General features: G+C 54.5%; 15 protein-coding genes. 10 read left to right on the top strand and 5 right to left on the bottom strand.

Going from position 1 to position 14,930, the window contains the following annotated elements:
- The first annotated feature begins 63 nt into the window (after positions 1-63).
- From OLX08_RS10310 to OLX08_RS10285, 6 genes are read left to right on the top strand one after another with little or no spacing between them, the layout of a single operon-like run.
- Positions 64-1,098 (top strand): rod shape-determining protein, encoded by a 1,035-nt coding sequence (locus OLX08_RS10310; RefSeq protein WP_048599392.1) that lies wholly within the window; start codon positions 64-66, stop codon positions 1,096-1,098.
- A 25-nt stretch (positions 1,099-1,123) separates the two neighbouring features.
- A complete protein-coding gene (gene mreC, locus OLX08_RS10305; RefSeq protein ID WP_391481257.1) occupies positions 1,124-2,038 on the top strand; it encodes a rod shape-determining protein MreC in 915 nt (304 codons plus the stop codon).
- A complete protein-coding gene (locus OLX08_RS10300; RefSeq protein WP_391481256.1) occupies positions 2,031-2,570 on the top strand; it encodes a rod shape-determining protein MreD in 540 nt (179 codons plus the stop codon). The genes mreC and OLX08_RS10300 overlap by 8 nt, the downstream gene beginning before the upstream one ends.
- A complete protein-coding gene (gene mrdA / locus OLX08_RS10295) occupies positions 2,567-4,516 on the top strand; it encodes a penicillin-binding protein 2 (RefSeq protein ID WP_391481255.1) in 1,950 nt (649 codons plus the stop codon). The genes OLX08_RS10300 and mrdA overlap by 4 nt, the downstream gene beginning before the upstream one ends.
- A complete protein-coding gene (rodA, locus tag OLX08_RS10290; protein ID WP_391481254.1) occupies positions 4,513-5,652 on the top strand; it encodes a rod shape-determining protein RodA in 1,140 nt (379 codons plus the stop codon). Before mrdA ends, rodA begins: the two co-directional genes overlap by 4 nt.
- Complete coding sequence (locus OLX08_RS10285; RefSeq protein ID WP_391481252.1) at positions 5,653-6,579, top strand: 2-hydroxyacid dehydrogenase; 927 nt, start codon at positions 5,653-5,655, stop codon at positions 6,577-6,579.
- A 46-nt stretch (positions 6,580-6,625) separates the two neighbouring features.
- On the opposite strand, the gene coaBC is transcribed toward OLX08_RS10285, so the two are convergent.
- Positions 6,626-7,819, bottom strand: coding sequence for a bifunctional phosphopantothenoylcysteine decarboxylase/phosphopantothenate--cysteine ligase CoaBC (coaBC, locus tag OLX08_RS10280; protein WP_391481250.1), 1,194 nt, complete (start codon positions 7,817-7,819; stop codon positions 6,626-6,628).
- Between the two features lie 127 nt (positions 7,820-7,946).
- The gene (locus OLX08_RS10275; RefSeq protein WP_048599385.1) at positions 7,947-8,825 is read right to left on the bottom strand and encodes an RNA polymerase factor sigma-32; all 879 of its coding nucleotides are present in this window, start codon (positions 8,823-8,825) and stop codon (positions 7,947-7,949) included.
- 87 nt (positions 8,826-8,912) lie between these two features.
- On the opposite strand from OLX08_RS10275, the gene cobU reads away from it, so the two are divergent.
- The 4 genes from cobU (at position 8,913) to OLX08_RS10255 (ending at position 12,547) form a co-directional block, all read left to right on the top strand.
- Complete coding sequence (gene cobU, locus OLX08_RS10270) at positions 8,913-9,452, top strand: bifunctional adenosylcobinamide kinase/adenosylcobinamide-phosphate guanylyltransferase (protein ID WP_391481249.1); 540 nt, start codon at positions 8,913-8,915, stop codon at positions 9,450-9,452.
- Positions 9,449-9,994, top strand: coding sequence for a histidine phosphatase family protein (locus tag OLX08_RS10265; RefSeq protein ID WP_391481247.1), 546 nt, complete (start codon positions 9,449-9,451; stop codon positions 9,992-9,994). The genes cobU and OLX08_RS10265 overlap by 4 nt, the downstream gene beginning before the upstream one ends.
- A 78-nt stretch (positions 9,995-10,072) precedes the next feature.
- Positions 10,073-10,957: a glutathione S-transferase gene (locus tag OLX08_RS10260; RefSeq protein WP_391481246.1), complete on the top strand. Its 885-nt coding sequence runs from the start codon at positions 10,073-10,075 to the stop codon at positions 10,955-10,957.
- Between the two features lie 81 nt (positions 10,958-11,038).
- The gene (locus OLX08_RS10255; protein ID WP_391481244.1) at positions 11,039-12,547 is read left to right on the top strand and encodes a YifB family Mg chelatase-like AAA ATPase; all 1,509 of its coding nucleotides are present in this window, start codon (positions 11,039-11,041) and stop codon (positions 12,545-12,547) included.
- Positions 12,548-12,560: 13 nt separating this feature from the next.
- On the opposite strand, the gene gshB is transcribed toward OLX08_RS10255, so the two are convergent.
- From gshB to rsmI, 3 genes are all read right to left on the bottom strand, one after another.
- Positions 12,561-13,502: a glutathione synthase gene (gene gshB / locus OLX08_RS10250; protein ID WP_391481242.1), complete on the bottom strand. Its 942-nt coding sequence runs from the start codon at positions 13,500-13,502 to the stop codon at positions 12,561-12,563.
- A 76-nt stretch (positions 13,503-13,578) separates the two neighbouring features.
- A complete protein-coding gene (locus tag OLX08_RS10245; RefSeq protein WP_391481240.1) occupies positions 13,579-13,983 on the bottom strand; it encodes a YraN family protein in 405 nt (134 codons plus the stop codon).
- 48 nt (positions 13,984-14,031) lie between these two features.
- A complete protein-coding gene (gene rsmI / locus OLX08_RS10240; RefSeq protein WP_391481238.1) occupies positions 14,032-14,907 on the bottom strand; it encodes a 16S rRNA (cytidine(1402)-2'-O)-methyltransferase in 876 nt (291 codons plus the stop codon).
- Positions 14,908-14,930 lie beyond the last annotated feature (23 nt).

Below are 14,930 nucleotides of genomic sequence, written 5' to 3'. Positions count from 1 at the left end.
AAGTGGATGATGAGGCCGAGTCGCACCGCGTGCAGCGAGCCGCGACATAAGGGAAGTCGATATATGTTTGGATTAAGTGTGTTTTCGTCGGATATGGCGATCGATTTGGGCACTGCTAACACGCTGGTCTATGTCAAAGGCAAGGGTGTTATCTTGTCTGAGCCTTCTGTTGTGGCCTACCAAGTCAAAGACGGTGTTAAGAAAGTGTTGGCAGTTGGCGAAGACGCCAAACTTATGCTGGGTCGTACGCCCGGCTCGATTGAGGCCATTCGCCCCATGCGGGACGGTGTAATTGCCGATTTTGATGTGGCCGAGGAAATGATTAAGCACTTCATTCGCAAAGTTCACAAACGCTCGACCCTTTCCAAACCAAAGATTATTGTCTGCGTTCCGCATGGCGCTACGCCTGTTGAGAAACGTGCAATTCGCCAGTCAGTTTTGTCTGCAGGCGCACGCCGCGCAGGTCTGATTGCCGAGCCTATCGCCGCCGCTATCGGTGCAGGCATGCCCATTACGGACCCGACAGGCAACATGGTTGTCGACATCGGTGGTGGAACGACCGAGGTTGCGGTTCTGTCGCTGGGTGACATCGTTTACGCCCGCTCTGTGCGCGTTGGCGGTGACCGTATGGACGAGGCAATCATCAACTACCTGCGCCGACAGCAAAACCTTTTGATCGGTGAGGCAACTGCTGAGCGCATCAAAACAACCATTGGTACCGCGCGGATGCCTGATGACGGGCGCGGCCAGTCGATCCCAATTCGCGGACGCGACTTGCTGAACGGTGTGCCCAAAGAAATTGAGATTTCTCAGGCACAAGTCGCCGAAGCGCTGGCTGAGCCCGTGCAACAAATCTGCGACAGCGTCATGACCGCCCTTGAAGCAACCCCCCCCGATCTGGCAGCAGACATTGTCGACCGCGGCGTGATGCTGACTGGAGGTGGTGCCCTTTTGGGTGAGCTGGATCTTGCACTGCGTGAGCAAACGGGACTGGCTATTTCTGTCGCCGATGAAAGTCTGAACTGTGTGGCGCTAGGCACTGGTAAGGCGCTTGAATATGAGCACAAGCTACGCCACGTCATTGATTACGATAGCTAATTCTTCATCACCAAAGGGGTGACCCTTGGCACGAGACCGCACCACGGCTGACGATTATTCCCGCCCCCTCCGGCGTATGCTTGTGGGGATTTTGGTGGTGTTGTTGCTTGGGATGTATTTGCTGTGGCGCATTGATAGTCCGCGTGTTGAACGGCTGCGCATCGCGATGATCGACCGTTTTGTACCATCGATGGATTGGGCCATGGCACCGGTGACGGGGCTTACCAATATTGCGCGGGATTTTCAAAGCTACACCCGTATCTATGAGCAAAACCAAGACCTGCGCCGTGAATTGCAGCAGATGAAAGCGTGGCGTGAGGCCGCGTTGCAGCTTGAGCAAGAAAACGCCCGCCTGCTTGATCTGAACAAAGTCCGTATTGATGCAAAGCTGACCCATGTGACAGGAGTTGTCACCGCCGATAGCGGCTCGCCGTTTCGCCAATCCGTGCTGCTGAACGTTGGGGCGCGCGATGGCATTATGGACGGCTGGGCCACGATGGACGGCATTGGCCTTGTTGGGCGGATCAACGGCGTTGGCCAAAACACGTCGCGGGTGATTTTGTTGACAGACACCAACAGCCGCATTCCCGTGACAGTCCAGCCGTCAGGACAACGCGCCATTCTGGTGGGCGATAATGAGGCAGCGCCAACTCTTGAGTTGATCGAAAACCGCGATCTGGTGCGCCCAGGTGATCGCGTTGTAACAAGCGGCGACGGCAAAGTTTTCCCTGCCGGCTTGCTGGTAGGTCAAGTTGCTCAAAGCCCCGACCGCCGTTTACGGGCGCGGCTTGCAGCAGATTATGAACGGCTGAAGTTTCTACGCGTCTTGCGCAGTCATGACGGGGAACTGATCGAGGACCAAGGCACCCTGTTGGCTGGCCCCCAAATGCAGCAGAGCGATGAAAAGGCAGATGCACAAACGGGGGCCACAGATGGCTGATGTTTTGCTCAATCCTAAATGGGGCTATCGGTTTTTGCTTTTACTGTTGTGCGCAGTCATTCTGTTTTTGAACCTTTTGCCAATCAACACAGCGCCACGGGCATGGGGTGCGCCTGATTTAATCGCGTGCCTGATATTTGCGTGGACCCTGCGCCGCCCAAGTTATGCCCCAACGATCTTGGTCGCTTTGATCGCATTCAGCGCGGACATGATCCTGCAACGCCCACCGGGTCTTTTTGCAGCAGCTTTTCTGATCGCCAATGAGTTTTTGCGCAGTCGTGCCGCAGACATCAGCACAGGCACATTTACCGTTGAATGGGCATATGTTGCGCTTGCGCTTACCGCCGCTGTGCTTTTTGAGCGCGTGCTGCTCAACATCACTTTGGTCGACACCAATCCGCTCCGCCTTACGCTGACCCAGCTTGTGATCACTTTGCTGGCCTACCCCGCCGTTGCTGCGTTTTGCCACTTTGCCCTGAAACTGCGGTTTCAATCACCCTCTGATGTGCGGATGGAGGGGGCGACCCAATGAAGAAGCCCCGTAAAGATCCGTCCGAGAATACCGGTCTCACCACCCGGCGGGCCGTCATCATGGGTGGCGCGCAACTGGCCGTTATGGGCGTTTTGGGCCTGAGGATGCGAGAGTTACAGGTCAAACAGGCGGATCAATATCGTCTTTTGGCCGAAGAAAACCGCATCAATATTCGGCTTTTGCCCCCCGCACGCGGCCAGATATTTGACCGCACGGGCTTTCCGATCGCAGTGAATGAGCCGAACTACCGCATCACGATCGTGCGCGAAGATGCAGGCGACATCGACGAAGTGCTGTATCGGCTTTCACGGATCGTATCACTCAGCCCCGAGAAAATTGATGAGACCAAAGCCGAGCTAAAGCGCCGCTCTCCGTTTGTGCCGGTGACAATTCTGGACCGGCTAAGCTGGGATGACGTGGCCGAGGTTTCCGCAAACGCGCCTGCTTTGCCCGGTGTTACCGCTGATTTGGGCCTTTCGCGTGCATACCCTATGGGGGCCGATTTTGCCCATGTGATTGGCTACGTTGGTCCTGTGTCGGACGTTGACCTTAACCGCATTGAGGACCCTGATCCGCTGTTGCAGATCCCGCGTTTCCAGATTGGCAAAACGGGTGTTGAGTTAAAAGAAGAGCGTGAGCTGCGCGGTAAAGCCGGCACCAAACGCATCGAAGTTAACGCCGTGGGCCGTGTGATCCGTGAGTTGGACCGCGAAGAAGCGCTTGCGGGACAAGACATACAGCTGACCATCGACACAGAGCTTCAAAATTGGGTGCAAGCGCGCCTCGCCGGAGAGGCCGCATCCGCAGTCATTATGGATGTGCAGACCGGCGATTTATTGGCAATTGGCTCTGCGCCCACGTTTGACCCCAACTTGTTTGTTCGCGGGATTTCCACCACCGACTACAATGCCCTGCTGAATGATCCCTACCGCCCGTTCAGATCGAAAGCGGTTCAAGACATTTACCCACCAGGGTCCACGTTCAAAATGATCACTGCCCTTGCCGCTTTTGAAGCGGGGCTCGTGGATGCCAATGAAACTGTGCGCTGCGTCGGGCATAAAGAAGTTGCGGATACACGGTTTCATTGCTGGAAGCGCGCGGGCCATGGCAATGTGGATTTGTTCAAATCAATCACCGAAAGCTGTGACGTCTACTACTACGATCTGGCTCTTCGGGTGGGCATCGACAACATCGCCGAGATGGCGCGCAAACTTGGGGTTGGTGTCCGTCATGATATCCCGATGTCTGCGGTTGCCAGCGGGCTGGCACCTGACAAAGCGTGGAAGCGAGAAGTGCGCGATCAAGATTGGCGCATCGGCGACACGGTCAACGCCTCAATCGGGCAAGGGTATGTCTTGTCTTCCCCGCTGCAATTGGCAGTTATGACAGCGCGCCTTGCAACGGGCAAAAGTGTTGAGCCACGATTGATCAAATCCCGTGACGGCGTTGAGACAGATATCTCAGGCGGGCAGGACCTTGGCATCACGGGCAGTACCCTCGATACAATTCGCCGGTCCATGTATGCTGTTTCAAACGAGCGCCGTGGGACCGGATACCGCTCAAGAACTGTCAATGCTGCGTTCAAAATGGCTGGAAAAACCGGCACAAGTCAGGTCCGGCGGATCACTGCGGCGGAACGGGCACGGGGCGTCACGCGTAACCAAGACTTGCCATGGGAACGGCGTGACCACGCGCTTTGGGTCAATTATGCGCCTTTTGATAACCCTCGGATCGCTGTCAGCGTGATCGTGGAACACGGCGGTGGCGGGTCAACTGCGGCCGCACCAATTGGCCGCGATATCACTCTGCGTGCGCTTTACGGAGACACACCGCCGCTCAGCGCCTACCCTAATGCGGCCCGCGCAGATGTGCGCAACACGTTCCGTCAGATGGAGGCGCTTTTGCGCAGCCTTGATAGCGACCGCAATCAGGGGACAAAAGCATGAGCTATCTTGAGTACTCCGTGCGCCAAATTCCCACAGGTCCGCGCAAATTGCTGTATCTGAACTGGCCTTTGGTTCTGATGATCACAGCCGTCGCGAGCATCGGTTTCTTGATGCTTTATTCGGTGGCTGGTGGGTCGTGGACACCTTGGGCAATGGCCCAAGTTCAGCGCTTCGCCTTGGGCATGACCTTGATGTTCATTGTCGCCATGGTTCCCATTTGGTTTTGGCGCAATACCGCAGGATTGGCATTTGCGGGAACGCTAGTGTTGCTCTTGATCGTCGAGTTTTTGGGCGACGTCGGTGGCGGATCACAACGCTGGATCGATCTTGGCTTTATGCGGCTGCAACCCTCGGAACTTGCCAAAATCACCCTCGTGATGTTGCTTGCCGCCTACTATGACTGGCTACCGCGAGAAAAAACCTCACGGCCATTTTGGATTGTCGTACCCCTCTTTTTCATAATGCTACCGGTCTTTTTGGTGTTGCGACAACCCGACCTCGGAACATCGCTTTTGTTGATCATGGGCGGCGGTATGATGATGTGGTTTGCTGGTGTGCACTGGGGATATTTTGCAGCTGTGATCAGCAGCTCAGTTGGGGTCGTATTTGCTGTTTTCCAATCACGCGGCACTGATTGGCAGCTTTTGAAAAACTACCAATATGACCGTATTGATACATTTCTGGACCCTTCATCTAACCCACTTGGCACCGGATACCACATCACCCAGTCCAAAATTGCTCTTGGGTCTGGCGGCTGGACCGGACGGGGCTTTATGCAAGGCACCCAATCGCGGCTTAACTTTTTGCCTGAAAAACACACAGACTTTATTTTCACGACACTGGCCGAAGAGTTCGGCTTTGTAGGCGCGTTTTCATTGCTACTGCTCTACGGGCTGATTGTTATTTTTTGTGTGGTCTCAGCAGCCAAAACAAAAGACCGTTTTGCACAGTTGGTCAGCCTTGGAATTGCCGGTACGTTCTTTTTGTTTTTCGCCGTTAACATGGCGATGGTGATGGGGCTTGCACCAGTGGTCGGCGTCCCGTTACCGTTGGTAAGCTACGGCGGATCAGCCATGTTAGTGCTGCTCGTCGCATTCGGAATTGTGCAATCCGCACACGTACACAGGGCACGATAAATGAAGATCATCTTTGCAGGTACTGACGACCATTGGAGCCACTATCAAACCACCCTACCGGCGGCCTTCAAACGCGCAGAAATTGATGCGTCAATCACCCGTGATCTTGAAACCCATAACGCAGACTACATCATTTTCGCACCCAATGGGCCATTAAGTGACTTCACACCCTACACGAAAACTAAGGCCGTCCTGAACCTTTGGGCCGGTGTCGAAACGATTGTTGGCAATGCAACTCTGACCCAACCGCTGGTGCGGATGATTGATCACGGTCTAACCCAAGGCATGGTAGAATGGGTCAGCGCCCATAGCCTGCGTTATCACGTAGGAATGGACGCTCATATTCACGGCCAAGACGGGACATGGCGCAACACAAGTTGGCCGCCCTTGGTTGAGACACGCCGCGTCACAGTTCTTGGCATGGGGGCGTTGGGAACGGCCTGTGCCCAAGCTTTACGGTCAATTGGGTTTCCCGTCACCGGTTGGAGCCGTACACAAAAAACCATCGATGGTATAAATTGCCTTTCAGGTGATGCGGGACTGGATCAAGCACTTCGCACCGCTGATATTCTTGTCCTCCTTCTGCCCCTCACAAATGAAACGAACAATCTTCTGGACGCAGAAAAACTAGCTCTGCTGCCAGACGGTGCGTTCCTGCTGAACCCCGGCCGCGGGCCCTTGATCGATGACGAGGCGCTGCTCGCTGCACTGGACAAAAATATCGCGCATGCGACCCTTGATGTGTTCAACACAGAACCGTTGCCAACGGATCACCCATATTGGGCCCACCGCCAAGTAACTGTCACGCCTCATATCGCCAGCGTCACACGCGCGGCCACGGCTGCGGATGCGATCGCACGCAATATCGTTCGTATCGAAAATGGCCAAACGCCTATCGGCCTTGTGGACAGAACAGCAGGGTACTAACGAAGCCCGCTCTTCTTTTGTTCAAAAATACCCAAACGGCACGGTGTTAAGCCAAAGCATCACTCATTAGCTGGGCGAGACGCCGTGCAACTTGCGTCTTATCCATCCGCGGCCAGCTATCTGCACCATTCTCAGAAATCACGGTCACAGCGTTTTCACCGCCTCCCATGATGCCTGTCTCCGGTGACACATCATTGGCGATGATCCAGTCGCACATTTTGCGCGCCCGTTTTGCCGTTGCATTGGCAATCACATCATCTGTTTCCGCCGCGAACCCCACAACAAGGGCTGGCCGCCCCTCAGTCATCTGTGAAACACGTGCCAGAATGTCTGTGTTCTCTGCAAACTCCAATACCGGAAGACCACCAGCATTTTTCTTAATTTTCCTGTTGCTCGCGGAAGCGACCCTCCAATCCGCGACGGCTGCGGCAAACACCGCTGCCTGTGCTGGCAACGCTGCATCCACCGCATCTACCATTTCGCTTGCAGTGGTGACCGCAACTACACGGACACCTTCCGGTGCCGGTACATCTGCGGGCCCTGTGATAAATGTCACATCCGCGCCAAGGGCTGCCAAGGCGCGCGCAATCGCTGTGCCCTGCGCACCGCTTGAACGGTTGGCAATATAGCGGACAGGATCAATCGGCTCGTTGGTCGGACCCGAAGTGACAATGACGTGTTTTCCCGACATTGGTCCATCTGCAAACGCGCTGGCCGTGGCCTCAATAATCTGCGGCACCTCTGCCATGCGGCCCGCGCCAAATTCGCCACATGCCATGCCACCTTCCTCAGGCCCCACAAACAGAATGCCGTCAGTTTTCAACGTCGACAAATTTCGCTTCGTGGCCGGGTGCTCCCACATTTTCACGTTCATTGCAGGGGCAAGGAGCACGGGCTTGTCCGTAGCCATCAACAAAGTTGAGGCCAAATCATTGGCCAATCCCGCCGCCATTTTGCCCATCAAATCAGCTGTCGCCGGTGCAACCACCACCAAATCCGCAGCCCGTGACAACTCAATATGACCCATCTCGGCTTCGGCCGTCAGATCAAATAAGTCTTGGTGCACTTTGCGCCCTGCAAGCGCTGACACGCTTAGAGGCGTTACAAATTCGCTACCTGCGCGTGTCAAAACAGGCGTGACCTGCGCACCCGCATCTTGGTAACGCCGGATCAACTCAAGCGATTTATAGGCGGCAATCCCACCACCGATGATCAACAGAATATGACGTCCAGACAGCATAGGCGGCCTCCCTTTGGCAACAGATGTAGCCATAGCGCCACAAAGTGACAAACCCAAAACAGCAAAAGCGCCCAGTCACCGCGTGACTGAGCGCTCTTGCTTTAGCCTTAAAGACGGGACCCTGACATCACATCAAAAAGGCAGCAACCTCTCCGCTTTTTGCTTCAAGCGACTTGCGCATCTTACCAAATGCCGCCGCTTCAAGCTGCCGTACGCGTTCTTTTGACAGGCTCAGCTCGGTGCCGAGGCTTTCCAACGTGCGCGGATCATCACGCAACTTGCGTTCACGCACGATGAACTGCTCGCGCTCATTCAGCGCGCTCATGGCCTCCATAAGCCACGTGCGCATGCAGCTCATATCGTGCTCATATTCCACCCGCTCAGCCGCTTGAGGGCTGTCGTCTTCAAGCGCATCAATCCACTCGCGTCCCTCATCTTCTGTAGATTGCGTAGCGTTGAGCGAAAAATCAGAACCGGACAAGCGTCCCTGCATCATCTCTACGTCGTGGAGTGGCACTCCAACTTCGGTCGCAATCATGGCACGCAATGTGTGCCCTTCAAGCTTTTCACCGACCGCAGCCGCTTCACGCTCAAGACGGGCTTGCACACGGCGCATGTTGAAAAACAGTGACTTTTGACTGCTTGTTGACCCCGTCCGCACCATGGACCAGTTCCGCATCACATGATCCTGAATAGACGCCTTGATCCACCAAACAGCATAGGTTGAAAAGCGCACGCCGCGGTCAGGATCGAATTTATCTGCAGCCTTCATCAAACCAAGAGACGCTTCTTGGATCAGATCATTCATCGGCGCGCCGTAGCGCTTGAACTTTGACGCCATCGAAATGGCCAGCCGCATATAAGCAGTAATCAAACGGTGAAGAGACTTTTCGCAGCGCTGATCGCGCCATGCATATGCCAGACGCAATTCCGTCTCAGCATCGAGTAGTTCTGCTTTCATCGCACGGCGAGAAAAGGATTGATCCGCGTAGCCATCAAATGCCATGTCTTAACCCCTGTTTTGCAGTCTGTGCGGCGGCTTGATCCGCTGCTATTGTACTGATTACGCGGGGCATTCAGGGTTGGATCACTAATGGTGCAGAAAAACTTGTCAAAAATAACTTTTGTCCTAGGCGGAGCAGCTTCAGGAAAATCTATCTTTGCAGAAACCCTATTTGTTAACAGTGGGTTAACGCGGATTTATCTGGCGACATCCCTGATTTGGGATGATGAAATGCGTGCAAAAATGGAAGCACACAAAATCCAGCGCGGTGCTGATTGGCAAACCATCGAAGAGCCGCGCGATATTGCAAAGGCGCTGCTGGCAGCACCTGCGGGCAGTGTTGTGTTGGTTGATTGCCTGACCATGTGGCTCAACAACATCATGATGGACGACGATAGTCCCGACAGTTGGCGCGCACCCTGGGCCCAAGTTGAAACGGCGCTGGCTGACTGTGCTGCACATATTGTGTTTGTCAGTAATGAAGTCGGCCAAGGCATTGTCCCCGAAAACGCGCTGTCCCGCCGGTTTCGCAACGCGCAAGGCAAGCTCAACCAAGCAGTCGCAGCACGCGCAGACACCGTGGTGAACGTGATCGCAGGTTTGCCGCAAATTCTGAAAGGCGCCCTATGACCCTTTATATGGTGCGGCACGGTCCTACCCACGCAAAAACCATGGTTGGCCACGCGGATATTCCCGCTGATCTGAGCGATACCGCCGCCCTCAAGCGGTTGTCCGATTATTTGCCAGACGTGCCTGTCATTTCATCGGACCTAGTGCGCGCAAGTGCAACTGCGGATGCCATTCAAGCCAGCCGCACACGTCTTCCCCATGACCAAGGATTACGCGAGATTGACTTTGGCGATTGGGATATGAAGCGCTTTGACGAGATAGAAGACCAAGATCACATCCGTCAGTATTGGGAAAACCCCGGCAGCATCGCGCCACCAAACGGTGAAAGCTGGAACGCGGTTTACCGCCGTGTCACGGCCTCAATCGACGCACTTCGCCCGCACGGCGATTTGATTGTGGTGTGCCACTTTGGGGTGATCCTGACCCAAGTTCAGCGGGCTCTTGGAATCTCCGCCTACGAGGCGTTCGGGCACAGGATAGACAACCTGTCTGTGACCCACATCGACGATGAAGCTGCACCCGTTATCAATTTCTGTCCCTAAGTTATCCCAGCTGAAATTGCGTCTATGAGCGGAATAATTGCCACTGGCATAACCATGCAAACCCCGTAGAGTTATGGGATGAAATATCAGCTCACCATCGGCAATCGCCTGTATTTTAGCTGGTCCATCGCGGCCGTAATGATGATCGAACACGCGGGATTGATGGAGTTGGTCGACATAACCACTGTCTACCCCGACCATGAAGCAGACGTGAGACCACGCATCCCACATCTGGCGCCTGCGCGCACTTTGCCGACTTTGACACTTCCCTGCGGAACGCAGCTTGGGGACTCGATGGCCATAGCAGAAGAGCTGGCCAGCCGTCATCCAGACCGCAACATGTGGCCCCACGACCCCAAGGCCCGCGCGATTGCGCGCTACTTGGCAAACGAGATGCACTCCAGCTTTGGGGCATTGCGAAGCAGCTGGCCTGTGAACCTGCGGCATAGTTACAAAGGGTTAACCGCCCCTGAGGATGTCCAAGCCGAACTGGACCGGCTTGAGCTGATCTGGACACACGCGCGTCAAACAACGGGCAGCCAGACGCCGTGGTTGTGTGGTAAATATAGTATCGCAGATGCGATCTATGCGCCGATGGCAACGCGGCTCACCACTTATGGTTTTGGGCTTGGCCCAACATCACAGGCGTATGTCAGTGCACATTTGAGCGACCCTGCCCTGCGCCGGTTACGGGCGGCGGGTCTTGCGAAAGGTGCAGTGGTTCAGGACTGTGAACGGGACTTTGAAAGGGCACCTTGGCCTTTCGTGCCCCCACAGATCGGAACCGCGACACAAGACGGTTCGCAAACTGTGAATACGCATTGCCCCTATTCTGGCAGGCCCGTTGAACACTTTATGCGGCTTGGTGATCATACATACGGATTTTGCAATGCAATGTGCCGCGACAAAACCATGTATGATCCCGAAGCGTGGCCAGAGTTCATGGGAATTTACCAATCGTAAACTATTAACCGCACATACCTAAACATAAGCGCGCTGCCGGTACGTGGTGCGCATTTGGTTAACAAGTATAACGGTAACGAAATGGTTGCGCGCACTTACACGGTTGCATTTGAAGGTGTCGAAGGGCGACTCGTTGAGGTGCAATGCGCTGTGACGGCAGGCATGCCATCGTTCTCCGTTGTTGGACTGCCAGACAAAGCCGTTTCCGAAGCCAAAGAACGCGTCCGTTCCGCGCTTGCTGAACTCGCCATTGCACTGCCATCGCGCAAGATCACCATCAACTTATCACCGGCTGACCTTCCTAAGGAAGGCTCTCATTTAGACCTACCCATCGCCATCGCGCTACTAACCGCCATTGGAATTATTCCCGACGATACAGCTGAAGCAATCGTTTCCATTGGCGAATTATCCCTCGACGGTAGCTTAATTGCCGTATCGGGGGCCTTACCCGCGGCGATGACAGCTGCAGAGAACGAACGCACATTCATCTGCCCCTCACCATGCGGAGCGGAAGCGGCTTGGGTTGGAGGCGCAAAAGTCATTGCCCCATCTTCGCTAAACGAAACACTGCGGCATCTAAGCGGGCAAAGCATCATCGAACCCGCCCAACCCGGTGAGGTCTCCAGCCCAGCGCACCAAAAAGACCTGGCCGAAGTCAAAGGACAGGAACACGCTAAACGCGCGCTCGAAATCGCGGCAGCAGGACGTCACAATTTATTAATGGTCGGCACACCGGGGTCTGGAAAATCTATGCTGGCCGCACGCATGCCATCCATTCTGCCGCTACTTTCACCCACAGAGGCCCTTGAGACATCAATGATCCAGTCGCTTGCAGGATTATTACGCGAGGGCGGAATTTCGCGGCAAGGACCCTTTTGGGACCCGCATCATACGGCTTCAAAACCGGCAATCGTTGGAGGCGGACGCGGCGCAAAACCTGGCCAAATCTCTTTGGCCCACAACGGCGTTTTGTTCTTGGATGAGTTGCCAGAGTTTTCACGATCTGTACTGGAAACACTACGGCAGCCCTTGGAGACAGGCGAGGTGATGGTCGCACGCGCAAACGCTCATGTGCGCTATCCCTGCAAGTTCATATTGCTCGCTGCTGCAAACCCCTGTCGATGTGGCTATCTCTCAGATGCCGCACGCGCATGCGCCAAAGCGCCAAAATGCGGAGACGATTATTTGGGCAAACTATCGGGCCCCCTGTTGGACAGATTTGACTTACGCGTTGATTTGCCACCGGTCCGATTTCAAGATCTTGATGCGCCATCCGCCGGCGAAAGTTCGGCTGTCGTTGCGGCACGTGTAAAGGCCGCGCGCGACATTCAAATCGCGCGCTTTGCAGGATCCGAATTTCGCGTAAATGCTGATGTAGACGGCGCTACATTGGAGCGAATAGCTGCACCTTGTCCCGACGGACGCACGTTGTTGTTGCGCGCCGCAGATCGGTTTGGACTTAGCGCCCGCGGGTACCACCGCGTCCTGCGCGTGGCGCGAACAATTGCGGATCTTGATGGCTGTGAAAACATTGCCCGCCATCACATCGCCGAGGCACTTGGCTTTCGGATGGCAGGCTTCACGCCGTGAAGCGGAAGGCTATTCAGGCGCGCTTAGCTTCAATTGCTTGCCAAATTTTCTCTGCAACGTTAGTTCCGTCAAACCGTTCCAATTCCTGAATGCCCGTCGGAGACGTCACGTTGATTTCGGTCAAATAGTCACCAATCACATCGATACCTACAAAAACCTGCCCCTTTTCGCGCAAAAGCGACCCAATACGCTCACAAATCTCAATATCCCGCGCGGTCAGCGCTACTTTTTCAGGTCGGCCGCCTACGTGCATGTTGCTGCGTGTTTCGCCTTTAGCAGGTACGCGGTTAATCGCACCTACGGGCTCACCATCCACAAGGATCACGCGTTTATCGCCATTGGAAACGTCAGGTAAAAATTTCTGCACAATGAGCGGCTCGCGATTAATGCCGCTGAAAAGTTCGTGCAAAGAAGTGATGTTGTTGTCTGCTTCGGTCAGCTTGAACACACCCGCGCCACCATTTCCGTAAAGAGGCTTGAGGATAACGGTGCCATGTTTCGCTTTGAACGATTTAATCGTCTCCAAGTCACGAGCAACAGTGGTTGGGGGCGTGAGATCGGGGAAATCCAAAACCAACAGCTTTTCGGGATAATTTCTCACCCAGAAAGGATCGTTAACCACAAGCGTGTCCGGATGAATGCGGTCTAGCAGGTGGGTCGTTGTGATATACCCCATATCAAAAGGCGGATCTTGGCGCAGCCAAACCACATCCATCTCTGCAAGATTAACTTCGGTTTTTTCACCTAAGCTGAAGTGATTTCCTTTTTCACGTTTTACTGTGAGCGGCCAACCGGTGGCGGTGATCCGGCCCTCTTGGTACGCAAGCATATCGGGCGTGTAATAAAACAGCTCATGCCCGCGCAATTGCGCCTCTTCGGCGATGCGAAACGTGCTGTCAGCATCAATATCGATTGGGCCAATTGGGTCCATCTGAAAAGCAATTTTCAAGCTCATGGCGCATTCCTTTACTCACTGCGTCATACATGGGGCACAGATGCTGGTAAGGCAATGGGCACAAGAACGGAGCCGATCAATACCCGCCAAAAGCATTTTCGATCACATCGATTGCGCCGTATTGATCCACCAATGCCACGTCAAAGCGCATTGGGGTCAACAGACCCATCGGCTCAGAGCCCACATATTCCAGCGCTGTTCTGCAGATGCGGTCCATTTGACGGCGCGAGAGGCGCTGTGCTGCTTGGGCATGTGTCTTGCTTTTCTTAACCTCGACAAAAACCAACTCATCCGCGTCGCGCACAACCAAATCGATTTCACCTGCACGGCCACGATATCTTTGCTGCAATATCATTTTGCCAGCGCGTTGATAATGTCGTGCAGCGGCACCTTCTGCAGCAAGACCTGCGTGGTAAGATGTTTGGCCCCTGTGCTGCTTGGCAGTAACAGCCGTAGGACGTTCAAGAACCAGTTCTAACATTTAACAATCCCTTCTCTCTAACACAGCTATAACAACGTTTGGTTTCACTCAGCCCGTAGCCTTATGCAAAGCTAACGCTTGTTGGTAAATTTCACGCTTTGGCCTGCCATACATATCCGCAACGATTGCTGCGGCGTCTTTCACCGAATGTTCTGTCAAAGCATCCTTCAAAGCTGCCTCAACATCTTCATCTGTTGCCGAGCCGACGGGCGCTTTGTCTAGCATAACCACCATCTCACCCTTGAACGTGCGCCCTTCTGCCAGGGCTTGTACCTCAGATACAGTCCCGCGCAAAACCTCTTCGAACCTTTTGGTTAACTCTCTTGCAACCGCTATCTGGCGTTCTGGTTCAACGATATCGCTTAAATCTTCTAACATTGCCTTAATGCGTTTGGGGCTTTCGAAAACGATCATTGTTCCATCACTTTTCGCAATGCCCGACAAGAAAGCGCGCCGCGCCCCCTTCGCGTTCGGCACAAAACCCGCAAATGTGAAACGGTCATTCGGCAAACCTGCAACCGTAACCGCCGCAAGCACCGCAGACGGTCCGGGCGCAGAGGTAACCAAAACATCGGCCTCAATCGCACCGCGCATCAATCCATAACCCGGATCGGCCACCAAAGGCGTTCCCGCATCAGACGCATAGGCCACAGATTTGCCCGCCTCTATCGCAGCAATCAATTTCGGGCGGACTTTTTCACCGTTATGATCGTGATAGGACACAAGCTGGCGATCCCCGAGCGCGATCCCGTGAATATCCATCAATTTACGTGTGTTTCGCGTGTCTTCCGCTGCAATCACATCCGCAGAGGCCAATATATCGAGCGCCCGCAACGTAATATCACGCGCTGTACCAATTGGGGTCGCCACAAAATAAAGGCCCGCTGCCAAACGCTCAACACGGTGAACTTGGGAATGATTCATGCCTAGACCCGCCTAGTGATATA

Origin of the sequence: Nereida ignava (assembly GCF_047114695.1) — a bacterium.
Taxonomy (GTDB): Bacteria; Pseudomonadota; Alphaproteobacteria; order Rhodobacterales; family Rhodobacteraceae; genus Nereida; species Nereida ignava.
The sequence above is the reverse complement of the archived record's forward strand: the minus strand, read 5'-3'. Positions and strand labels throughout refer to the sequence as shown.